The sequence below is a fragment of the Ideonella sp. B508-1 genome, assembly GCF_000333615.1.
Lineage (GTDB): Bacteria > Pseudomonadota > Gammaproteobacteria > Burkholderiales > Burkholderiaceae_C > Ideonella.
In genome coordinates, this window is sequence record NZ_BADL01000613.1 from 1 (window position 1) to 22,362 (window position 22,362).

Sequence of the window (22,362 nt, forward strand, 5' to 3'; positions counted from 1 at the left end):
CGGGCCTTGTGTTGGACCGGGGCGCCAGCGGTACCGGGCAGTGCATACCGTATGAGGTGTCTCCAGAGTAGGTGCTTGTGGAACAGGCGGCGCCGGTCGGTCCGGCTGCTCACCACAGGCTCTCTACTGCACACGCTGTGCCAGCTCTGATCCGGGGCCCGGGACACCGGTTTTCCGAGGGGAAATCCCCGCCGCCGCCGCCTTCGCCCCTCGCCACCTCCGGGATCACCCTGTGGCGAAACGGAACACCCTCGGATCGCCGCGCCGCCATGGAACACCTGGCCTGCCCCGCCCTCCTCGGGACAACCCTCTGTCCCAGGAACGCACAGTGTCAGCGCTCGGGCGCCGGCAGCGGTCGGGTGAGTTCCTCGGTGCTCAGCCCCTGTTGGCGCATCAGGGCTTCGAGCGCCGGCATCAGCGGCCCCAGGCGTTCCTCCAGCGCATCGCGCACGGTGTCCACGAAGACCTGGGTGGAGCGCTCGATCTCGATGTTGAGCCGGTCGCCCGGCTGCTTCTGGCCGAAGGTGGTCATGCGCAAGGTCTCGGGAATCAGCCAGACCTCGAACCAGCCGGCCTGGCGATCGGCCTCGGCCACGGTCAGGCTGGCCCCGTTGATGGCGATGTAGCCCTTGGCGAAGACATAGCGCATCCAGCGCGCGGGGACCTCGATGCGCATCACATGGTTGTTCTCGGGCTGGCGCACCCCGGCCAGCGTGGCCGTGAAATCCACGTGCCCGGACAGCGGATGACCACCGATCTCGGCCCCGTCCTTGGCCGCCCGCTCCACATTGATGGCGTCGCCCTCGGCCAGAGCCCCCAGCGTCGTCAGGCCCAGGCTCTGCTGCATCACATCGAAGTCGGCCTCGTTCTCGCCGTGCAGGGCGGTGACGGTCAGGCACACACCGTCGCAGGCCACGCTGGCGCCAATGGTGAGATCCTGGGCGAATCCGGTGGGAAAACGCAGTCGGAAACTGCGCAAGCCGGGGCGGTCGGTGATCGACGCGACTTCAGCCACGCCCTGGACGATGCCGGTGAACATGTTGCAAACCTCGGAAACGAAAAAGCCGGTCGAGCTTAGCAGCCCGGCCGGCTTGGGGTGAGGCGCGGGTCTTGTCCGCGCTCACACCGCGACGCGATCACTGCGCGTTCAGGAAGCTCATCACTGTGTCCATCACCACCGTCGGGTTGCTGGCGTCCATCTGGGCGGCCATGGTGGCCACACCGTGGTCGGCACCCGCGATCTTCTTGATCACCAGCGCGCCACCGCAGTTGGTCCAGGTCTGGACATTCCCGGAAGTGGCGTTGGGCGAGCCCAGCGGAGCCACCGATCCACCGCAGGTCTGCGTGACACGCACCTGCTGCTCCGGCCACTCGCCCATCATCGTGCCATCCAGGAAGGCTGCGTTGCCTGCCCACTCGACGATCGGGTTGATGATCCAGTTGTAGTTGGGCCAGCGGTTGTTGTAGGTCTGCATGACCTGATCGGCATCGCCGCTGATGCTCATGTACGGCTTGTTCACGCTGGGAACGCAGGGGGTGGCCCCCGCCGGATCGAAATGCTCGGACGCGGGACCCGCCAGCGCGACATAGCCGTCGAAGGTGGCGGGCGACTCGCAGCGCATGCGGTTGGTCATGGCCCCGCCCATCGAGTGGCCCATCAGGTCGATCTGGGTCACACCATAGTCACTCTTGAGCTTGGCCGCCAGCGCCTGCAGGAAGGCCACATCGTCCTGCCCTGAGGTCATGGCGTAGTTGGACCAGGTGGTGGCGCCATCGGCACCCGCGATGTGCTGCCCCTGCGGGAACACCATGATGACCTTGTTGGCATGCAGCCAATCCCAGTTGATGGTGCTGGTGGTGGTCTCGCTGTTGGACGCGTTCAGGCCCAACTGGTAGGCAATGGCCGTGTTGTTGCCACCGCCGCCGTGCAGGGCCACGATCGCCCGGGTGGCGCCGCCAGCCGGCACATAGATGTTGACCGCGTGCGGAAACCCTGACACGGAGGTGGAGACAAGGCTGTCGCCTGCGGCGACGCTGTTGCTGCTGCTGCTCCCGCCGCCGCCACAGGCGGCCAGCGACGCGACGAGGGCACTGCCGATCAACAGGCGCATCAGGCGCTGGTTCATGGTTTCACTCCCTGAGGAAAAGTTGTGAGGTGTGCGAATGGTAAGAATGCTTCCCGCGTGCAACCTGTCGGCTGGCTGCGCAAGCCTGTGTCAGACACTCCCCACACGCGCGCAGGACAACCGGCCGTGGGAGCCAGGCTGAGGAATCCGTGCGCCGCGGGGACTTCGAAACGGCAAGTGCGCCTATTTCTGGACGCTACCACTCGCAAGGCAGATGCCAGCCCGACAAACAAGGGATGGCTGGCAGAATGCAAGTCATGAAACACCCCCTCATCCGCACCGCGCTGACCTCGCTTGCCTTGATCGGCGGCCTGGGCAGCGCCCACGCCGAAGCCCAGGACCAGAACGCGCTGCGCGCGGTGGCCGTGGGCGGCACCCTCGCCTCCTGGGCCTACGCCCTGTGGGAAGGCGCCCCCTTCACCGATTGCCGTGGCGCCCAGTGGCAGTTGCGTGGCAATGTGGCCCACGACCACGAGCTGAATCTGGCCTCGGTCGGCGCCGCCTACGGCGATTGCCACATGCTGGATGCCGGCAGCTGGTCGCTGAGCAACCAGACGAATTTCTCCGTCGGCCGCTGGACGACGCGCGGCGACGTGACCGGCGCTTCCTCGGCCTGGGACGTGGCCGTGGTGCCCCTGGTGCACTGGCAACACCCGGCTTTCGCCGCCCACAAGTGGGAAGTGGAGATGGGCATCGGACCGGCCTGGCTCAGCGAGGTCGACATTGGTGACCGCCGCAAGGGCAGCAACTTCCAGTTCTCCGACCACCTCGGCCTGAACCTGGTGGATGGCGGCGGTCAATGGCGCGTGGGCCTGCAATGGCGCCACATCAGCAACGCCGACATCAAGAAGCCCAACAACGGCGTCAACTTCACCGGGCTGGTCTTCGCCTGGACGCTGTGATCCGGGCCTTCCCTGGCGGACACAGCGCCAGGGAAGAAACCCCGCTCAGGGCGCCGTCACCGGCGCCTGGGCCACCGAGGGTTCGGCCGGCGCGGCCGACGCCCGCCACAGGATCAGGCCGTAGCCTCGCTCGGCATACAGCATGCTGAAGCGCCCGCCCACCTGGGCCATCTGGGCCGGCAGCTGATCCAGCCGCACCAGGGCCAGTTCGCCATCCCGGGGCACGCGGCGCGGCGCCTCCTCTTCGCGGTACACCGCGAAACTGGGCTGGTGCAGGCCCCACTGGACCGCCGGCTCCGGACGCTGCCGCGCCACCTCGGCCGCCCGCTTGATCGGCCCTTGCAGCAGATCGCCCCACCAGGGCAGGGCCACGCCCAGGCTGACCAGGGACAGCAGCACGGCGGCCACACCGCTGCGCCACGGCAGGGTGAAGCCCGGCCGACTGAGCTGGGTCATCAGGAACAGCACGGCCAGCGCCGCCAGCCCGCTGACCCACACCAGCCAGGGCGAGGCCTGCTGCCCTAGCAGCAGGGCCCGGTACAGCGGCGGCTTGACCACGCCAGGCGCCCACAGGTGCAGGGTGGCTGCGCTGCCGCACAGCAGCGCCAGCAAGAGCAGCAGGCAGACCGTCAGCGCCGCCCGCATGGCCCCGCCCGCCTGCGCCAGCGCCATGGCCATCAGCAGCACGAAGGGCGAAGCACCGTAGAGCACATAGTGCGGCAGCTTGGTGCCTGACAGCGAGAAGAAGCCCAACACGAAGAGGCCCCACAGCAGCAGGAAACGCTGCATCGGATCCGCCCAATGCCGGCGCACGCCGGCCACCACGCTGGCCAGCAGCGGCGCCCAGGGCAGCAGCAACAGGGGCAGCACGACGAAGTAGTAGCCGATGCTGCCGCCGTGCTTCTCCAGCGGGCTGCTGTAGCGCGCCAGGTTGTGGCGGATCAGGAAGCCGTCGATGAAGGCCTGGCCGTCGCGGTGCAGTTCATAGGCATACCAGGGCACGGCAATGCCCAGCAACAGGGCCCAGCCCCAGCCGTCACCCGCCGCACGGCCCAGCCGCCGCAGCGCCTCGCGCCAGGGCAGCGACAGCGCCAGCCACAGCACCAGGGCGCCGCCGGGCACCACCACCGCCACCGGCCCTTTGACCAGCAGGCCCATGCCCATCCAGGCATAGGCCCGGCGCAGCGGCGCCCTGCCCGCCTCACCGCGGTTCTGCGCCTCCAGCCAGCGCCAGGCATCCAGCGCGGTCAGCGTGAGCAGCAGGTTCAGCAGCGCGTCGGCCGTAGCCGCCCGGCCGATGGCCAGCACGCCCAGGGACGTGGCCAGGATCACCCCGGCCGCCACCGCCACCTGCCGGCCCAGGCGCGGCAAGGCAAAGACCACCAGCGCCAGCGACCAGCCCCAGGCCGACAAGGCCGAGGGCAGGCGGAAGGCGAACTCCCGCACGCCGAACAGGCTGACGCTGATCGCCTGCAGCCAGTACACGCCGATGGGCTTGTCGAAGCGCGGCTCGCCGTTGAGCGTGGTGTGCATCCAGTCGTGGTGCACGATCATCTCGCGCGTGGCCTCGCTGAAGGCGCCCTCGTCCACGTCGAACAGCGGCGTGGACCCCAGCGCCCACAGCGCCAGCACCAGCAGCAGGCCGGCCAGCGCCAGCCACTCCAAGCGCGTCAGACGCCCGCCGGCCATCGGCGAATCCAGCCTCATGCGTGCCAGCCCTCGCTGTCTGCCAGCGCGGGCGCGTTCAGCGCGTGGTACTGGCGGGCATGGCTGCCGTCGTAGTAGATGCGGATCAGCAGCTCGGCCAGCACGCCGGTGACCAGGAACTGCAGCCCGCCCATCACGCAAAAGAAGCCCAGCGACAGCAGCGGCCGCCCGCCGATCGATTCACCCAGCAGCTTGAGCACCGCCAGATAGCCCAGGATGGCCGTGCCCAGCCCGCCCACGCCCAGGCCCACCGCACCGAAGAAGTGGCCGGGGCGGGAGCCGAAGTTCATGAAGAAGTAGACCGACAGCAGGTCGATGATGACCCGGAAGGTGCGGGAGATGCCGTACTTGGACTCGCCGAACTGGCGCGCCATGTGGTTCACCGGCTCCTCGGCCATGCGGTCGGGCGAGGTGACGGTGGACAGCCAGGCCGGGATGAAGCGGTGCATCTCGCCGTAGAGGCGCACTTCCTTGAGCACCGAGGCGCGGAAGGCCTTGAGGCTGCAGCCCAGGTCCTTGAACTGCATGCCCGTGGTCTTGCGGATCAGCCGGTTGGCGATCATCGAGGGCAGGCGGCGCATCGCAAAGCCGTCCTGTCGGTTCTTGCGCCAGCCGGCCACCAGGTCCAGGTCGTCGTTGAGCAGGCGGGCCACCAGGCGCGGGATGTCGCGCGGGTCGTTCTGCAGGTCGCCGTCCAGGGTCACGATCACATCACCCCGGGCCGCGTCGATGCCGGCCTGCATCGCGGCCGTCTGGCGGAAGTTGCGCAGCAGGCGCACCACGCGGATGTGCGGCCCCACCGTCTTGGCGTGGCGCTGCAGGGCCAGGCCGGTGCCGTCGCGGCTGCCGTCGTCCACCACCACCAGCTCCCAGGGGTGCGGGTAGTCCTTCAGCGCGTCCTGCACCGCATCGACCATCGGCTTGACGTTGTCGATCTCGTTGTACATGGGCACCACCACCGACAGACGGTGCGGCGGGGCCTGCACGGGAGCGACAGAGGTGGCGTGTTCAGTAGCGTTCATGGTCCAGCAGAAGAAGATCCCGCCGCCGGCGAGCGGCGAGACTGCACCCACAGAAGGGCACGGTAGATCAAAGGGGTCAGCAAGGCGGTGACAAGACTCAGGGTGTGCACCGCCAGCGCGGCGCCCGCCAGCACAGCCGGCGGCACCGCGGCCCCCACCCATTGTCCCGCAGCCCAGATGGCGGCCTCGTAGCTGCCCAGCCCGGCCGGGGCCTGGATGGGCAGGGCCGCGGCCAGTTCACCGGCCACCGCCCCGCTCCAGCCCTGCCAGACCGGCAGGCCGGCCAGCAGCGCCAGCAGCCCGCCCAGCACCGCCAGCTTGAGCAGCCAGTTGCCCACGCACAAGCCCCAGCCGGCCAGGTCGCCGCGATGGGCCACCAACGTGGCCTGCAGGGCCTGCCAGCGTGGCCACCATTGTCCCAGCTGACGCGACAGCCGGGGCAGCAGCCCCCACAGCACCAGCACCAGCAGCGCCACACCGGCCAGCCGCAGCCAGGCCGGCCCCGGCGCCAGGCCCAGCAGCCCCAGCAGGGCCAGCACCAGCGCGTCCTGCAGGCGCAGCCAGACCAGACTGCGCACCGACTCGGCCACCGGGATGCCGAAGCGGCGATGCAGCAGCCAGGGATAGCCCGCCTCCCCCGCGCGCATCGGCAGCAGCAGCAGGGCGGCGTTGTGGGTCAGGAAAAGATCGACGCTGTCGGACAGGCTGGGCATGCGGGCCTCGGGCCGGTGGGTGCGCCCCCAGGTGCCCCACTCCCGCCGCAGGCGCTCGGCCCGCAAGCCATAGCTGCCCCACAGGCCGGCCACCGCCAGCGGCCAGGCCCACAAAGGCACCTGCGCCAGCGCCGCCAACAGCTGTGTGCCCATGCCTTCGCGCAGCAGCATGGCCAGCAGCAGACCGGCCGCCAGGGAGGGCAGCACCAGTCGGGCCACGGCCTGATCGGCCCCCGCCGGGGCCTCGGCATGGCGCCAACGCGACAGGCCGCTGCACAACCCCAGGAAGGCCAGCGTCCATTGCACCGGGGCGGCCACGGGCAAGCCGGTCGGCAGCAGCACCACGGCCACCGCCAGGCCCCATTCCAGCAACGCCAGTCCGCGCTGGCCGTTGGCCGTTCCCAGCCAGACCGCCGGCCAGCGGGCCGAGAGGCCCAGGGACAGCAGCCCCACCATCCCGCCCAGGCCGGCGCCGGCCAGCACATCGGCCGGCCAGTGGGCCCCGACCGCGATGCGGGACAGCGCCACCAGCACCGCCAGGGCGAAGGGCAGCAGCGCACGCCAGCCCCGCAGCCCCAGGGCGGCGGCCAGCACCGTGGCCACCGCGCCCGCGGTGAGCGCGTGGCCCGAGGGCATGGAGGCGTGGTTGAGCAGCGGCGTGCCAATGACCTCGAGGGCCTGTTCGCCCAGGAGACGGGCCGGCCGGGGGCTGTCGATCAGGGTCTTGGGCAGGCGGCTGGCCAGCAGCCCCAGGGGCACGCCCCACAGCAGCGCCCCCAGCGCCAGGCGCCGCGTGCGGTCCAGTGCCAGCACGATCAGCACGGCAGACACCCCCAGCCCCATCACGCTGAGGCCGCCCCACAGCCCGGCCGTGGCGCGGTGGGCGCCGCCGGCCAGGTGGTTGAGCGTCAGGAACAGGGACTGGTTCAGGCCCGGCTGCAGGTGCAGCCAGGCCCCGGAGCCCAGCAACAGCAGAGCCAGGGCCCAGCCCAGGCCTGACCCGCGCGGCATCGCGTCACCCGCGGGCTGCTGCGGCGCGGGCCGCGAATCGGTCGGTTCAGACATGGTGGGCGGCATGATGCCAGAGCACCGGACCGGAACGGTCGGCGCACGCCGGCAGACTCAGAAGCTCAGGTAGTGCGGGAACTGGCCGTCGCGCGGCTTGACCAGGGCGAAGCGCGCCGTGAGCCGGGCCTGGACCGCCGTGGGCAGCGGCGCAAAGCCGGTGCCCTGGGTCAGCGCATCGCCATGCAGAAAGCACCAGTACAGAAAGCGCATGGCCGGCTCCAGGGCCGCGGCCGTGGCCGGTGCAGCGTCCAGCAGCACAAAGGTGGTCATGGTCAGTGGCCAGCTGTCGGTGCCGGGCATGTCCATCAGACTGGCGGTGTCGTTGCCATCCCGGTACAGGGGGCTGTGCAGGATGGCGGCCCGAAAGCCCGCCTCCGACGCGGCCACCCAGCGCCCCTCCCGGTTGCGCAGGCGCACACCGGCCAGGCCGTCGGCCACCACGCGGTCATAGCTCACATAGCCAATGGCGCCGGGGGTGGCCCGCACCAGGGCGGACATGCCGTCGTTGCCCTCGGCCCGCAGCGGCTCGCCCGGCCAGGCGGGCAGCACGCCCTCCCCCACCTGCTTGGCGAAGGCCGGCGACTGGCCGGCCAGGTAGCGGGTCAGGCCTTCGGTGCTGCCGGACTTGTCGCCGCGCACCACCCGCACGATGCGCCGGGCAGGCAGGCTCAGGCCGGGGTTGAGCGCGGCGATGCGGGCGTCGTCCCAGCGCTGGATGTCGCCGGCGAAGATCGCCGCCAGCACCTCGCCGGTCAGCCGCAACCGGTCCGGCTCGAAACCGTTGACCACCGGCACCACGCCGCCCACGCAGGTGGGGACCTGGACCAGGCGCTTCTGGCCCAGGGCCTCCGCGCTCAGCGGCACGTCGGTGCCGGCAAAGTCCACGCTGCGTCGGCTGGCCTGCTCGATGCCATTGCCCGAGCCGGTGGGCTGGTACTGCACCAGCACACCGGTCTGTCGCGTGTAGTCGGCGGCCCAGCGGGCATACACCTTGGACGGGAAGGTGGCGCCAGCGCCCCGCACCGGCGGGGTGCCCGCCCAGGCGCGCAAGCCGGCCAGGGGGCCCGCCAGGCCACCCGCCAGCAGGCGGCCCAGCGCCTGCCGACGCCCGGCGCGCCACAGGTCGAAAGTCATCGTCATGTCGGTACTGCTCAGGAAAGAAAACGGCCGCTCCCGAAGGGCGGCCGATGCCAGAGGATACAGGAGGAAGGGGGCTCAGATCTGCTCAGGGGTCCGCACCGCCACCAGCACCACCTCGCCACGGTCCTGGCGGGGACGGTGCCTCAGCCACCAGACGCCGCCCTTCTTGATCGTCCAGGGCATGAGGCTGCCGTCCTGCGCCGGGTTCAGCCGAGGGCCGGTCATCAGGTAGGCCGCCGCCAGTCCCAGCGTGGGCTGGTGCCCCACCACCAGCACAGGCTCGCGGGCATCGGGCCAGCGCGCCGCGGCCAGCAGCCCTTCCACCGTGCCCTCGGGGCCCAGGGCCTCCACCATCTTGAAGCGCCGCCCCAGGGCTTCGGCCGTCTGCTGCGAACGCAGCGCCGGGCTGACCAGCACCTTGGTGGTGGCCGGCAGGAAGCGGTTGAGCCACTCGGCCACCCGACGGGCATGGCGCTCGCCCTTGGGCGTCAGGCCACGGGCCGGATCGTCCAGCCCGTCCGCCAGTTCCTCGGCCTCGGCATGGCGCCAGAGAATCAGATCCATGGTGTTCACGCCCTCCCCGACTGGGCCGCGTGGCGGCGCATCAGCGCCTGCTGGGCACTGGGCCCGGCCTCGCCCACGCGGCGGTACTGGCCGTCCGGCAGCTGTTCCCAGGCGTCCTGGGCATCGTGCAGATAAGGCACCAGGCATTCATCGATGATCCGCTGCCTCAGCTGGCGTCGTTCACCGGCCAGGCCAGCTCGATGCGGCGGAACATGTTGCGGCTCATCCAGTCGGCACTGGACAGGTAGAGCACCTCGTCGTCCTCGCCCTCGCCCCAACGGAAGTAGATGACCCGGGTGTGCTCCAGGAAGCGTCCCACGATGGAGCGCACCCGGATGTTCTCGGTCAGCCCGGGCAAGCCCGGCGGCAGCATGCAGGCCCCGCGCACGATCAGGTCGATCTGGACCCCGGCCTGGCCGGCGGCGATCAGGGCCTGGATCAGGCCCGGATCGGTCAGGGCATTGAACTTGGCCACGATGCGGGCGGGCTTGCCGGCCCGGGCGGCCTGTGCCACCTCGGCCATCTGGCGCACCAGGCGGCGGTGCAGCACGAAGGGCGCGGTCAGCAGGTGACGCGGCGGCTTCACCCGGGTCAGGCTGGCAATCTGCTGGAACACCGCGTCGGCGTCGGCCGTGATGCCCGGGTCGGCCGTCAGGTAGCCCACGTCGGTGTACAGGCGCGCGGTGCGCGGGTTGTAGTTGCCGGTGGACAGGTGCACATAGCGGCGCAGCCGAGTGCCGGCCCTGCCGCCGCCCTCTCGCCGGGTCACCAGCAGCAGCTTGGCGTGGGTCTTCAGGCCGACGATGCCGTAGACCACCTGGGCCCCCACCGCCTCCAGCCGCTCGGCCCAGTTGATGTTGGCCTCTTCATCGAAGCGGGCCTTGAGCTCCACCACGGCCATCACTTCCTTGCCACGGCGCGCGCCCTCGATCAGCAGGTCCATCAGCTCGGACTTGGCGCCAGTGCGGTAGATGGTCTGACGGATGGCCAGCACATCCGGGTCGTTGACCGCCTGCCGCAGGAACTCCACCACCGGGTCGAAGCTTTCGAAGGGGTGGTGCAGCATCACGTCGCGCTCGCGCAGCAAGGCGAAGAAATCCTTGCCGCGCGGCAGGCGGCGCTCGGGCCAGCCTGGCTCGAAAGCCGGGAAGGACAACTCCACACCCGGCACCGGCGTGACCTGGTCGATCAACTGGTTCAGTCGCACCAGGTTGACCGGGCCGTCCACCCGGTGCAGGGCGGCTTCGGGCAGGTCGAACTGCTCCAGCAGCAGGGTGTACAGCTCCGGCGGGCAGCTGGCCACCACCTCCATGCGGATGGCCTTGCCGAACTGTCGGGTGGTCAGGCCACGGCGCAGGGCCTGGCGCAGGTTGGTCACGTCCTCCTCGTCCACATCCAGGTCGGAATCGCGGGTGACGCGGAACTGCGAGAAGGACTCGACCGTGCGGCCGGGAAACAGCTCCTGCAGGTGGGCGCGGATCACGCTGGACAGCAGCACGAAACCCTGCTGCCCCGGCTCGCAGACCTCGTCAGGCATGCGGATGACCCGGCGCAGCACACGCGGCACCTTGACGATGGCGATGGTGCTCTCGCGGCCGAAGGCATCGCGCCCGCCCAGCCGGGCGATGAAGTTCAGCGTCTTGTTGGCGACCTGCGGGAAAGGATGGGCCGGGTCCAACCCCACCGGGATCAGCAGCGGCCGCACCTCGCGCTCGAAAAAGCGCGCCACCCAGGCCTTCTGGGCCGGCGTGCGTTCGGCGTGGTTGATGATCTCGATGCCATGGCGGCGCAGGGCCGGCATGACCTCGGTGTTGAAGACGCGGTACTGCTCGTCGGCCAGGGCGTGCGCGCGCGCCGCGGTGGCCGACACATCCCGCCAGGCCGCCTGGCTGTTGGCCGCGCGGGCGGCGTCGAGCACATCGGCAAAGCGCACCTCGAAGAACTCGTCCAGGTTGGACGAGACGATGGTGATGTAGCGCAGCCGCTCCAGCAATGGCACATCCGGACGCTGAGCCTGGGCCAGCACCCGGCGGTTGAAGGCGAGGATGGCCAGTTCGCGGTTGAGCAGCGGCGGCATCGCGACAGCGGCCGTCTGGGGCTCGGGGACTTCGGTCATGCGCCAAGTCTATGAAAGTTTCGTGACAAGACCGTGACCCCAACGGCACGGTCATCCGCTGCCGACCTCCCGGCATCCCTCGGCAGGAGGATCCGGGGCGGTCAGATGTGCCGGTCAGACGCGCCGTGCCGCCACCGGCACCGGCAGCGGGGCCACCGGCTCGTCGGCCTCGGCCGGTTCGCCCCGCACGGCGGCGGCCGCGCCATAGGGCCGCGCCAGCGCCGACCAGTCCAGCAGCTCCATGCGGCCGTTGGCATGCTCCACCAGGGCCGTCAGGCTCTCCACCCAGTCGCCGTCGTTGGCGTAGATCAGCCCGTCGATCTCGCGCAGCTCGGCGTGGTGGATGTGGCCGCAGACCACGCCATCGACCTCGCGCTTGCGGGCCTCGCGGGCCACCGCACGCTCGTAGTCCCCGATGAAGCTGACCGCCCGCTTGACCTTGAGCTTGAGGTACTTGGACAGGCTCCAGTACGGCAGGCCCAGGCGGCCGCGCAGCCGGTTGAGCCAGGCGTTGAGCTTGAGGGTGAACTCGTAAGCCCAGTCGCCCACGTAGGCCAACCACTTGGCGTGCTGGATCACGCCATCGAACAGGTCGCCGTGGGTGATCCAGAAGCGCTTGCCGTCGGCCCGCTGATGCACCCATTCATGCGCCACCTCGACCCCGCCGAAGCTGTGGTCCAGGTACTTGCGGGCGAACTCGTCGTGGTTGCCCGGCACATAGATCACCCGGGTGCCCTTGCGGGCCTTGCGCAGGATCTTCTGCACCACGTCGTTGTGGGCCTGCGGCCAGTACCAGCTGCGGCGCAGCTGCCAGCCGTCGATGATGTCGCCCACCAAATAGAGCAGATCGCTCTCGGTGTGCTTGAGGAAGTCCAGCAGCGCCTCGGCCTGGCAGCCCGGGGTGCCCAGGTGGATGTCGGAGATCCAGATCGCACGGAAGCGTTGGGCATCCGGCGCGTCATGCGCCGATCCGGCGGGCGGGAGGGGCGTGGGGTTCTGCATGAGCCCTCATGCTGGGCCCGGGCGGTGACCCGGCCGTGACGACCCGGTGACGCCTGCATGACGCAAGCCCCGCCCCCCGGCCCCAGGGTGTCAGTGAGACGGGGACCCGCTGGCCCGCCGCAGCCCGTAGCGGCGCATCTTGGCGTAGAGCGTGCTCTTGGCGATGCCCAGGCGCCGGGCCGCCAGCGTGAGGTTGCCGCCACAGCCGGCGATGACCCGGGTGATCTGGGCCTCCTCCCCCTCGGCCAGGCTGTCGCCCCGGTCGGCGGATGCCGCGCAGTGCGGGTCCGCAGCCGGTGCACGCGGCTCGTCCAAGCCCAGGTCGATCGGCCGCAGGGGACCTTCGGCGCGCATCAGCACCGCGGCCTCGATCACATTGCGCAACTCGCGCACATTGCCCGGCCAGGCATGGCCCTCCAGGACGGCCAGAACCTCGTCGGACAGGGTCTCGACCGCCTGGCCCTGCTCGGCCCGGAAACGCTGAAGAAAGGCCGCGGCCAGCAGAGGGATGTCCTGCCGGCGCTCGCGCAGCGGCGGCAGCTGCAGGCGCGTGACCGCGATGCGGTAGTACAGGTCCATGCGGAAGCGGCCGGCGGCGACCTCCTGGCGCAGGTCGCGGTGGGTGGCGGCCACCAGGCGAAAGCGCACCTGGCGGGGTTCGGTTTCGCCCAGGCGGTACAGGGTGCCTTGCTCCAGCACTCGCAGCAGCTGGGGCTGCATGTCCAGCGGCAGCTCGCCCAGTTCATCCAGGAAGAGCGTGCCACCTTCGGCCGCCTCGATCTTGCCGACCATGCCGCCCTTGCGGGCCCCGGTGAAGGCGCCCTCGGCATAGCCGAAGAGCTCGCTGGCCAGCAGCTCGCGCGAGAGGCCGCCGCAGTTGAGCGCCACGAAGGCACCGCCGCGCCCGCCGTGCAGGCCACGCGCGAAGGCCTCCTTGCCGGCTCCGGTCTCGCCCTGCAGCAGCACCGGCGCCTGCGAGGCCGCCAGCACGCGGGCCTTGTCCAGCAGGGCCCGCATGGCCGGATCACGGGTCAGCACGGATTCGAAGCCGGCGGCCACTCGCGGCACCAGGGTGGTGACCTCGCCCACGGGGGCCGCCCTTGCCGTGCCGCGGGCGCCATGCGCGCCACCGGAGCTCCGGCCCGGCAGCACCAGCAGCGTGCCCAGCTGCTCGCCACGCACCACCAGCGGCTCCAGCCATTCGCCGCGCAGCCAGGCTGGCAGCCCCGCGGGCAGCATGCCGCGCCGCCAGCGGCCGGCCCGCAGGGACGGCACCCGCTGCTGGCCGGTCAGGTCCAGTCCGCCGCCCAGGGCCTCGATGGCCCGCTGGGCATGGGCGCTGGCCTTGATCGGACAGCCGCGCCGGTCGAACAGCACCATCGCATCCTGGCCATCGGCCGACCAGCGGCCCAGCGCGTGGTCCAGCAGGCGGTAGCGGCGCTCCATCTCGACCATGGCCAGCCGGGCCTCGATGCGGCTGGCCGTGTTGATCACGAAGGCCAGGCTCTGCCGGTGGTAGGTGGCCGACAGGCCGGAGACATCAAGACTGCCCAGCAGCTCGCCGTCAACCGGGTGGCGCACCAGCGCGGCCGAGCAGGTCCAGCCCTGGATGCCGGCGCAGAAGTGCTCGGTGGCGTGGATCTGGGCCGGCCGCTGGGCCGCCAGCGCGGTGCCGATCGCGTTGGTGCCGCAGGCCACCTCGCTCCAGGTGACGCCGGGCACCAGGGCGATGGCCTGGGCCGCGTCCAGCGCCGGGTGGTCGCCCTCGGTCACCAGGATGGTGCCGTGGGCGTCGCTCAGGGCCATCAGCATGCCGGTCTCGGCCAGGTAGTCGCGGGCGCAGGCCATCACCGGCGCGGCCGCTTCCAGCAGGTCCTTCTGGCGCTCGTGCAGCAGAAAAAGATCCTGCTCGGACACCGGCAGCGCGCCGCGCCGGCGCAGCGGATCGACCTGGGCCTGCGCGCAGCGCTGCCAGGACTGGTCCACCAGGGTGCGGACCGCACCGCTGGGCAGTTCGCCGCCGCTCAGCAGGGTCTCCCAGGCCTGGGAGACCCTCAGTTCGTTGCGAGGGTTCGAGAACATGTGCTCCACCATGAAGCCCCGCGGCGGTTGCGCCCGTCCGCCGCGGGAATCCTTCGGGTGCTGGGGCCTGGACAACAGCCCGACGCGCGCACGTGATGCTAGGCACAGTCGCCGCAGGGCAGTCCCCAGGAGTTCCCGGGGGCCACCCTGCGCAGCGCCCTCAGTTCGAACGCTCTGGCAGTGGCAGCTTCACCCAGTCCTGGTAGAAGGCGTCGATGTCGGGCTCGAAGTCGTGGATCACCGGATACCACGGCGTCGGCGCCTCCACATCGTGCAGCGTGCCGCACTGCGGGCAGGTGTACTCGCGGTAGACCTGCCAGGCGGTGTCGGGCGCCATCAGCTGGGGATAGACCTCGGTCATCGCCGCCTCGGTGTCACGCACGTAAAGATTGGCGTGCAGCTTCCAGTTCTGGTTCCAGTCGCAGAAGGCATGGCCGCAGTCGCACTGGATGAGCCAGCGCTTGTCCTTGGCGCGCTGCACGATGTGCAGATGCGGACCCAGCGGCAGCACGATGCGGTCGCTCCAGCCGAGCTTGTCCTGCAGGGCACGCAGGTAGAGCTCGAAACGCTCGCCGTCCTTGGGCATGGACAGCATGCGCAGCACGGTGTCCCAGTCGAGCTTGCCGTCGACCAGCTTGCGGACCTGTTCCGGGGTGTAGGTGGACATGGGTGATTTCTCCTGTGGTTCGGGTCGGAGGGTGAGCCGGGCTCACTCCTGCACCAGGGTGACGACGCGCACGTCGGGCATGGCCGAAAGGTCCATGCGGCAGTTGGCGCCATAGGACGGCACGCTCAGCTCGTCCTCGGTCAGCGTCCAGCTGGCCGGCAGGTCCCAGAAGTCGCGGAACTGCTGCGTGAACTTCTTGGACAGGCCGAAGCTGGTGGCGAACATGTGCTGCACCTGCGGCGAGGCCTGCTTGGCCAGGATGCGTTCGCGCTCGCGCGCCATCCATTCCCGGGTGGGGACGGAGCGGGCCTTGCGCTGCTGGCGGATGTTCAGCCGCTCCAGCGCCGTGGCCTTCTCGTCGGCCTGCCATTGACCATCGGGGTTGCGGGTGGCCACCACGCCGTGGACACGGCGGGCGTACTCGGGCAGCAGGAAGCCGTTGTCCAGATCGTCCACGATGGCCGCCACCTCGCGGTCCAGCGGGTCGCCGAAGCCCGGCCCGCCGCGCAGGTAGTTCAGGTACAGGTCGCCGTTGGCGTAGCAGTCCTCGGTGGTCATGCACTGGTGGTCGCGCTTGACGGTGGCCTGCGGGCCCAGGTGGTTCTCGTAGTCGGGCACGTCCGGGTTGGCGTCGCCGCCCAACGGCAGGCTTTCCCCGCGGGCGATGCGCTCCATCAGCCCGGTGTGGTGGGCCTCGAAGCGGTAGCCGGTGGCCGAGGGGTAGCCACCCATCAGGCCCCAGTCGCTGTTCATGTAGCCGTTGCCCATGAAGAACATCGTCCAGTCCTGGGCCTTCCAGACCATGCGCAGGGTCTCGAAGCCGTTGCCGCCGCGGTACTGGCCGTAGCCGCCCGAGTTGGCCTTGACGTTGCGGCCCAGGTAGAGCAGCGGTTCGGCCATCTCCCAGATCTCGATGTCGCCCATGTCGCCTTCGGGGTTCCAGATCGCGGCCGCGTGGTTCAGGCCGTCCTTGATGGCGCCCGCGCCGGTGCCGCAGGAGCTGGCCTCGAAGCTGTTGACCGCGTGCACCTCGCCGTCCTGGTTGATGCCGCCGCCCTGCAGCCAGTTGCTGGTGTTGGCATTGCCCGCGTTGACCTCCTCCAGGTAGCCGCGGCTGAAGTAGGCCTGCGACAGGCCGCGCCACATCGTCGTCCAGGCGCTGACCAGGAAGTGCCAGGCATAGGCATGGCCGGTGCGGCGGTCATCCGGGTTGTTCCAGCCGCCCTTGGGCATGTGGAACTCGGTGCCGTAGTAGGCGCCGTCATTGATGCGCTGGGTGGGCACCAGGGTCTGGGTCATCATCACCCAGATGCCGCTGGTGAAGGCCACCTGGTGGGCGTTGTAGCTGTGCCAGCCCCAGCGGCTCGCACCTTCGAAATCCAGCCGCCAGCTGCCGTCGCGGCGGATCTCCATCTCCACCGGCGCATGCATGATGGAGTCGAGCTTGGCGAAGGCGTTCGAGGTCTGCACGTCCGGGTGGGCGTAAGGCACGTCGACGAAGGCCACCTTGCGGTAAATGCCCGGCAGCGTCATCGCCTTGATGCGGGTGGCCAGACCGCGCCGGCCCTCCTCGATCACCTCGTAGGCGAACTTCTCGTAGGTCTCCAGCCCTTCCTCGGCAATGGTGTCCTCCACCAGCTGGCGCACCATGTGGCAACCCGCGATGCGGGTCTTCTCGTCGAGGATCCAGTACTTGGGCGTGCGCACCGAGCGCTGGCTCTCATGCAACCAGTCGCGCAGCGGCGTGTCGTTCACCCCGGTCTTGCGGCAGGTGATCATGTAGCCGTCGCCAAAGCGCTGGGTCTGGCCGGTGGACATCGAGCCCGGCGTCACCGCACCGGTGTCGATCACGTGGGTCACGCCGCCGACCCAGCCGATCAGCTTGCCGTCGTGGAAGATCGGCACGATGGTGGCGATGTCGCAGGGGTGGACGTTGCCGATCGCGCAATCGTTGTTGGTGAACATGTCCCCCGGGTGGATGCCGGGGTTGGCCTCCCAGTTGTTCTCGATCATGTACTTGATCGCCGCGCCCATCGTGCCCACGTGGATGATGATCCCGGTGGAGGTCAGGATGCAGTCGCCCGCGGCGTTGTAGAGGGTGAAGCAGAGCTCGCCCTCCTGCTCGACGATGGGGCTGGCGGCGATCTTCTTGGCCGTCTCCCGCGCATGCACCAGGCCGCCGCGCAGCTTGGAGAACAGCTTCTCGTAGCCGATGGGGTCGCGCTCGCGCAGCTCCAGGTGTTCCAGCCCGTTGTAGTGGCCGGTGGCCGCGGTGCGGGCCAGGATGCCGTCGCGGAATTCCTTCAGGGTCTGGCCGGTGCCCAGCAGGTCGGCCCGGCCCAGTTCACGTTGCGTCATCATGTTCATGGTGTGTCTCCTTGGGCGTCACAGGGTCTGGCCGTCGTGGCCGACTTCGCGCAGGTGGAACAGGCGGTGCTTGTCCAGCGTCGTCGCAAAGCCCTTGGGCACGACGAAGGTGGTGGCATCCGATTCGATGATGGCCGGGCCGAAGATCTCGTTGCCCGCCTTGAGTGCTTCCATCTTCCAAATCACCGCCTCGTACCATTCCTTGTGGCGGTAGAGCTTGCGGGTGCCCAGGCGGGCGGCGGCGGGCGGCGTGGCCTCGCCGATGGGGTCTTCCGGCAGCACCGGCTTCTGGGTGACCACCATGCCGCGCATGATGGCGCTGGTGACCGAGAAGCCCAGCTCCGGCGAGCGCGCCGAGCTGGCATAGACCCGGCCGTAGGTGGTTTCGAAGGCGGTGACGATCTTCTCCCAGTCCTCGGCGGTGGCGGCCGAGGACACCGGCGAGTCGATCTCCAGGTCGTTGAGCTGGCCCATGTACTGCATGCGGTAGCCCGGCCGCAGGATCACGTCCTTGGCCTCGAAGCCGTTGATGCGGAACTCCTCGATGACCTTGCCGGCCAGCTCGCTCCAGGCCTGCTGGATGGTGGCCGAGGCCTGGGCCTTCTCGCCGTCGCTGGCGTCCTGCGGCACGGCCAGGTCCACGCTCTTGTCGTAGCGGTACTCGAAGTCCGCGCAGGCGCAGCCGAAGGCCGAGAAGCCCGCGGCCCAGGCCGGCACCACCACGTCCTTGAAGCCCAGCCCCTCGGTGTAGCCATAGGTGTGCACCGGGCCGGCGCCGCCGTAGCTGAAGCAGACGAAGTCGGTCGGGCTGTAGCCCTTGGCGCTGACGTTGGAGCGCAGGTACTCGCGCAGCTGCAGGTCCAACAGCTCGATGACGCCGGCCGCGGCGTCCTCCACCGACAGGCTCAGCGGGTCGGCAATCTGCGCTTTGATGTGCTGGCGGGCGCGCTCCACGTCCAGCTGGATGGCGCCACCCAGGAAGTTGTCGGGGTTGAGGTAGCCCAGCACCACGTGGCAGTCGGAGACCGAGACGGTGTCCAGCCCGCTCTCGGGCCAGCAGGTGCCCACGCGGTAGCCGGCGCTGTCCGGCCCCAGCTTGATGGCGCCGCTGTAGGGGTCCAGCCGCACGAAGCTGCCGGCGCCCGCGCCCACCGAGTCCATGGTCACCAGCGGCAGCGAGAGCACCAGGCGGGCCATGTCCGGGTCGGAGGCGATGGCGAAGCTGCCCTTGGTGATCAGCGCCATGTCGAAGCTGGTGCCGCCGATGTCGGAGCAGGCGATGTTCTCGTCGCCCAGAGCCTCGCCCAGCAGCTTGGAGCCGATCACCCCGCCGATGGGGCCGGAGACGATGGTGCGCGCCAGCTCCTTGGCCTTCCAGCTGATGGTGCCGCCGTGGGTGGCCATCACCCGCAGGTCGAACTTGGCGCCGTGCTTCTTGAAGCGGTCGCTGACCTTCTTGAGCGTCTGGCGCGAGGGCTCGGCCGCATAGGCCTCCAGGATGGTGGTGTTCATCCGGTGGCTTTCCTTGCGCTGCGGGTAATAGTCCACCGAGGCGAACACCGGAATGTCCACGCCCATGGCCTGCAGCTCCTCGCGGCAGACATCGCGTGCGCGCTGCTCGCTGCTGCCGTTCTTGTGCGACTGCAGCAGGCAGATCACGATGGCCTTGGCGCCGGCGGCCACCAGCTCGCGGGTGGCCTGGCGCACCTCGGGCTCGCGCAGCGGGATCACCACCTGGCCCTGCACATCGGTGCGCTCGGTCACGCCACGGGTGCGCTTGAGCGGCACCAGCGGCTGGTCGTAGCGGTGGGTGTTCAGGTGGATGCGCTCCTCCAGCGCATAGCCCAGGTAGCTCTGGATCGCCCGGCCCATCGAGTGCACATGCTCGAAGCCCTTGTTGACCATCAGGCCCACGTCCAGCCCCTTGCGCTGCACCACCCGGTTGAGCATGGCGGTGCCGGAGTAGACGCAGGTCACCAGCTCGGGGTAGACGTCGTCCACGTCGCGCTGCCAGTGGGCCAGCGCGTCGCGCGAAGAGTTGAAGATGGCCAGCGATTCGTCGGCCGGGTTGCTCTGGGCCTTGCCGACCACGAAGCGGCCGTCCTCGCGGACGAAGAAGGTGTCGGTCATCGTGCCCCCGGCATCGATGCCCATCACCTGCACCTTGGATTGCTGCACTTGCATGAGCTTGTCTCCATCGTTGGGATGCGGCGCCGGTGGTCCGGTCGCCGGAGACCATGCGCTGGTCTCGTGCAAGTCATTGCAGTGCCCATGCCACGGCGGCGTGCCTCCCGGCGGCCCCGCGGCAAGTGCTTGATTTTGTTCAAGGCCCCTGGTGAAGACCCCGAGGAATGCTGCGCCGCGGCAGCGCCGAGGGACGCCACCGCGGGCGTTCGATTTCCGGCCGGACGGCGCGGAATCGAACGTCGCGCCCGGTCAACCGCCGGGCGGGATCGGAGGGCTCAGTGCGCCGCTTCCCAGCTCGGGCCGAAGCCCACCTCGGCCACCAGCGGCACGCTGAAGGACGCCACGCCGGCCATCAGGCGCGGCACGGCCTCGCGCAGCCAGTCCACCTCGGCCTCGGGCACTTCGAAGACCAGTTCGTCGTGCACCTGCATCACCATGCGGGTGGCGCGACCCTCGGCGTCCAGCGCCTGCTGCACCGCGATCATCGCCAACTTGATCAGGTCGGCCGCGGTGCCCTGCATCGGCGCGTTGATGGCCTGGCGCTCGGCGCCGGCACGGCGCGGGCCGCTGCCGCCCTTGATCTCCGGCAGCACGATGCGTCGTCCGAACTCGGTCTCCACATAGCCGCGCTCGCGGGCCCGCTCCTTCGTTTCCTCCATGTAGCGCTTCACGCCCGCAAAGCGCTCGAAGTAGCGGTCGATGTAGTTCTTGGCCGCCTTCTGGTCGATGCCCAGGCTCTGGGCCAGGCCGAAGGCGCCCATGCCGTAGATCAGGCCGAAGTTGATGGTCTTGGCATAGCGGCGCTGCTCGGCCGTGACCTCCGACGGGGCGATGCCGAAGACCTCGCTGGCGGTGGCGCGGTGCACGTCCATGCCCTCGGCGAAGGCCTTGTTCAGACCCGGGTCGCCGCTGATGTGGGCCATGATGCGCAGCTCGATCTGCGAGTAGTCGGCGCTGGCGATCACATGGCCCGGCGGGGCGATGAAGGCCTCGCGCACCCGCCGGCCCTCCGCGGTACGGATCGGGATGTTCTGCAGGTTGGGCTCGTTGCTCGACAGCCGGCCGGTGACGGCCACCGCCTGCGCGTAGTTGGTGTGCACCCGGCCGGTGACCGGGTTGATCATGCCGGGCAGCTTGTCGGTGTAGGTGCCCTTGAGCTTGGCCAGGCTGCGGTGCTCCAGCAGCTTGGCCGGCAGCGGGTAGTCGGCCGCCAGCTCCTGCAGCACCTCCTCGTCGGTCGACGGGGCACCGGTGGCCGTCTTCTTCTTGACCGGCAGGCCCAGGCGGTTGAACAGGATCTCGCCGATCTGCTTGGGGCTGGCCATGTTGAAGGGCTGGCCGGCGATGGTGTAGGCCTCCTGTTCCAGCGCGATCATGCGCTCGGCCAGCTGCTGGCTCTGGGCCGCCAGCCGGGCCGGGTCGATCAGCACGCCATGGCGCTCGATGCGCTGCAGCACCGCCACCGTGGGCATCTCGATCTCGGCATAGACGCGCTGCAGGCCCGGCTCGGCCTGCAGCTGCGGCCACAGCGTGTCGTGCACCTGCACGCACATCTCGCTGTCCTCGCCGCTGTAGGTGCTGGCGCGCTCCACGTCCACCTGCGAGAAGGGGATCTGGTTGGCGCCCTTGCCGCACAGGTCCTCGTAGCTCAGGCCGTGGCGGCCCAGGTGACGGTCGGCCAGGCTCTCCAGGCTGTGCGGCTTGTGGGCCTCGAGCACATAGCTCTCCAGCAGCGTGTCGTGCACATAGCCCTGCACCCGGATGCCGTGGTTCTCGAACACATGCAGGTCGTACTTGATGTTCTGACCCAGCTTGGCCGCCTTGGCGTCTTCCAGCCAGGGGCGCAGGCGCGCCAGCACCCCGTCCAGCGGCAGCTGGTCCGGCGCACCGGGGTAATCGTGCCCGGTGGGCACGTAGGCGGCGCGGCCGGGCTCCACCGCGAAGCTGATGCCGACGATGCGCGCACGCATCGGGTCCAGCGAATCGGTCTCGGTGTCCAGCCCTGTCAGCGGCGCGGCCTTCAGGCGGGCGATCCAATCGTCCAGTTGCTCCCAGGTGGTGAGGGTCTGGTAGTCCCGCGCCAGCACGGGCGCCGGACGCGGGGCGACCTCACCCGCGGAGGCCTCGCCCGCGGTGGCAGGGCTCGCCGGGGCGGCGGCAGGCACCGGCTGCCCCAGCGCCCGCAGGCTGCTGCGAAAGCCGTAGCGGGTGTAGAAGTCCACCAGGCCGTCCTGGTCGGGTGCACGCAGGGCCAGGGCCTCCAGCGCCGGCCAGGCCGGCACCTGGGCCGCCAGGTCACAGTCGGTCTTGACCGTGATGAGGCGACGCCCCATCGGCAGCCAGCCCAGGGTGGCGCGCAGGTTCTCGCCCGCCACGCCCTTGATCTGCTCGGCCGCAGCGATCACGCCGTCCAGCGAGCCGTGTTCCTGGATCCACTTGACCGCGGTCTTGGGGCCGACCTTGGGCACGCCGGGCACGTTGTCCACCGTGTCGCCGATCAGGGTCAGGTAGTCGATGATGCGGTCGGGCGGCACGCCGAACTTCTCGGTCACCCCCGCCACGTCCAGGCGCTCGGGCGGCTTGGCCATGGTGTTGATCAGGGTCACCTGCGGGGTCACCAGCTGGGCCAGGTCCTTGTCGNCGGTGAAGATCACCACGGTGTGGGCGCTCTCGGCGCCCACCGGGGCCAGCGTGCCAAT

The 22,362-nt window shown here is 69.9% G+C and carries 14 protein-coding genes and 1 pseudogene; 1 reads left to right on the top strand and 14 read right to left on the bottom strand.

Annotated features, from left to right (window positions below; translation table 11 throughout):
* Positions 1-331 precede the first annotated feature (331 nt).
* Together I73_RS24245 and I73_RS24250 are read right to left on the bottom strand one after the other, a co-directional pair.
* Entirely contained in the window at positions 332-1,039 is a 708-nt protein-coding gene (locus I73_RS24245; RefSeq protein WP_022982992.1) for a riboflavin synthase, read from the bottom strand.
* Positions 1,040-1,136: 97 nt separating this feature from the next.
* Positions 1,137-2,126 (bottom strand): PHB depolymerase family esterase, encoded by a 990-nt coding sequence (locus I73_RS24250; protein ID WP_022982993.1) that lies wholly within the window; start codon positions 2,124-2,126, stop codon positions 1,137-1,139.
* A gap of 257 nt (positions 2,127-2,383) precedes the next feature.
* On the opposite strand from I73_RS24250, the gene I73_RS31180 reads away from it, so the two are divergent.
* Entirely contained in the window at positions 2,384-3,028 is a 645-nt protein-coding gene (locus tag I73_RS31180) for an acyloxyacyl hydrolase (protein WP_022982994.1), read from the top strand.
* Positions 3,029-3,073: 45 nt separating this feature from the next.
* On the opposite strand, the gene I73_RS24260 is transcribed toward I73_RS31180, so the two are convergent.
* The 12 genes and pseudogenes from I73_RS24260 to polA all read right to left on the bottom strand — a co-directional run.
* Positions 3,074-4,735: a glycosyltransferase family 39 protein gene (locus tag I73_RS24260; RefSeq protein ID WP_083877063.1), complete on the bottom strand. Its 1,662-nt coding sequence runs from the start codon at positions 4,733-4,735 to the stop codon at positions 3,074-3,076.
* Positions 4,732-5,757, bottom strand: a complete 1,026-nt coding sequence (locus tag I73_RS30375; protein ID WP_040501473.1) for a glycosyltransferase family 2 protein — start codon at positions 5,755-5,757, stop codon at positions 4,732-4,734. The genes I73_RS24260 and I73_RS30375 overlap by 4 nt, the downstream gene beginning before the upstream one ends.
* On the bottom strand, positions 5,754-7,535 hold the full coding sequence (locus tag I73_RS24270) for a phosphatase PAP2 family protein (protein ID WP_040501475.1): 1,782 nt from the start codon (positions 7,533-7,535) through the stop codon (positions 5,754-5,756). Before I73_RS24270 ends, I73_RS30375 begins: the two co-directional genes overlap by 4 nt.
* Positions 7,536-7,592: 57 nt before the next feature.
* Positions 7,593-8,678: a phosphate ABC transporter substrate-binding protein PstS gene (gene pstS, locus I73_RS30380; protein ID WP_022982998.1), complete on the bottom strand. Its 1,086-nt coding sequence runs from the start codon at positions 8,676-8,678 to the stop codon at positions 7,593-7,595.
* Positions 8,679-8,753: 75 nt separating this feature from the next.
* Positions 8,754-9,242, bottom strand: coding sequence for a histidine phosphatase family protein (locus I73_RS24280; protein ID WP_026097163.1), 489 nt, complete (start codon positions 9,240-9,242; stop codon positions 8,754-8,756).
* A gap of 5 nt (positions 9,243-9,247) precedes the next feature.
* Positions 9,248-11,358 (bottom strand): annotated as a pseudogene (gene ppk1, locus I73_RS30385) (polyphosphate kinase 1).
* Positions 11,359-11,472: 114 nt separating this feature from the next.
* The gene (locus tag I73_RS30390; RefSeq protein ID WP_022983000.1) at positions 11,473-12,360 is read right to left on the bottom strand and encodes a UDP-2,3-diacylglucosamine diphosphatase; all 888 of its coding nucleotides are present in this window, start codon (positions 12,358-12,360) and stop codon (positions 11,473-11,475) included.
* Between the two features lie 90 nt (positions 12,361-12,450).
* A complete protein-coding gene (locus tag I73_RS24295) occupies positions 12,451-14,442 on the bottom strand; it encodes a sigma-54-dependent Fis family transcriptional regulator (protein ID WP_026097164.1) in 1,992 nt (663 codons plus the stop codon).
* Between the two features lie 160 nt (positions 14,443-14,602).
* A complete protein-coding gene (locus I73_RS24300; RefSeq protein ID WP_022983002.1) occupies positions 14,603-15,109 on the bottom strand; it encodes an acetone carboxylase subunit gamma in 507 nt (168 codons plus the stop codon).
* 42 nt (positions 15,110-15,151) lie between these two features.
* Positions 15,152-17,476, bottom strand: coding sequence for a hydantoinase B/oxoprolinase family protein (locus I73_RS24305; protein WP_022983003.1), 2,325 nt, complete (start codon positions 17,474-17,476; stop codon positions 15,152-15,154).
* Between the two features lie 18 nt (positions 17,477-17,494).
* Positions 17,495-19,660, bottom strand: coding sequence for a hydantoinase/oxoprolinase family protein (locus tag I73_RS24310; RefSeq protein WP_022983004.1), 2,166 nt, complete (start codon positions 19,658-19,660; stop codon positions 17,495-17,497).
* Between the two features lie 278 nt (positions 19,661-19,938).
* Positions 19,939-22,362, bottom strand: a 2,424-nt coding sequence (polA, locus tag I73_RS24315; protein WP_026097165.1) for a DNA polymerase I, incomplete at its 5' end; no start/stop codon positions are given.

Excerpts from the sequence above, each read along its gene's own strand:
- I73_RS24245 (WP_022982992.1), bottom strand. The coding sequence starts at position 1,039 with ATGTTCACCGGCATCGTCCAGGGCGTGGCTGAAGTCGCGTCGATCACC.
- I73_RS24305 (WP_022983003.1), bottom strand. The coding sequence starts at position 17,476 with ATGAACATGATGACGCAACGTGAACTGGGCCGGGCCGACCTGCTGGGC.
- I73_RS31180 (WP_022982994.1), top strand. The coding sequence starts at position 2,384 with ATGAAACACCCCCTCATCCGCACCGCGCTGACCTCGCTTGCCTTGATC.
- I73_RS24295 (WP_026097164.1), bottom strand. The coding sequence starts at position 14,442 with ATGTTCTCGAACCCTCGCAACGAACTGAGGGTCTCCCAGGCCTGGGAG.
- I73_RS30390 (WP_022983000.1), bottom strand. The coding sequence starts at position 12,360 with ATGCAGAACCCCACGCCCCTCCCGCCCGCCGGATCGGCGCATGACGCG.
- I73_RS24250 (WP_022982993.1), bottom strand. The coding sequence starts at position 2,126 with ATGAACCAGCGCCTGATGCGCCTGTTGATCGGCAGTGCCCTCGTCGCG.
- I73_RS24260 (WP_083877063.1), bottom strand. The coding sequence starts at position 4,735 with ATGAGGCTGGATTCGCCGATGGCCGGCGGGCGTCTGACGCGCTTGGAG.
- pstS (WP_022982998.1), bottom strand. The coding sequence starts at position 8,678 with ATGACGATGACTTTCGACCTGTGGCGCGCCGGGCGTCGGCAGGCGCTG.
- I73_RS24280 (WP_026097163.1), bottom strand. The coding sequence starts at position 9,242 with ATGGATCTGATTCTCTGGCGCCATGCCGAGGCCGAGGAACTGGCGGAC.
- I73_RS24270 (WP_040501475.1), bottom strand. The coding sequence starts at position 7,535 with ATGTCTGAACCGACCGATTCGCGGCCCGCGCCGCAGCAGCCCGCGGGT.
- I73_RS24300 (WP_022983002.1), bottom strand. The coding sequence starts at position 15,109 with ATGTCCACCTACACCCCGGAACAGGTCCGCAAGCTGGTCGACGGCAAG.
- I73_RS24310 (WP_022983004.1), bottom strand. The coding sequence starts at position 19,660 with ATGCAAGTGCAGCAATCCAAGGTGCAGGTGATGGGCATCGATGCCGGG.
- I73_RS30375 (WP_040501473.1), bottom strand. The coding sequence starts at position 5,757 with ATGAACGCTACTGAACACGCCACCTCTGTCGCTCCCGTGCAGGCCCCG.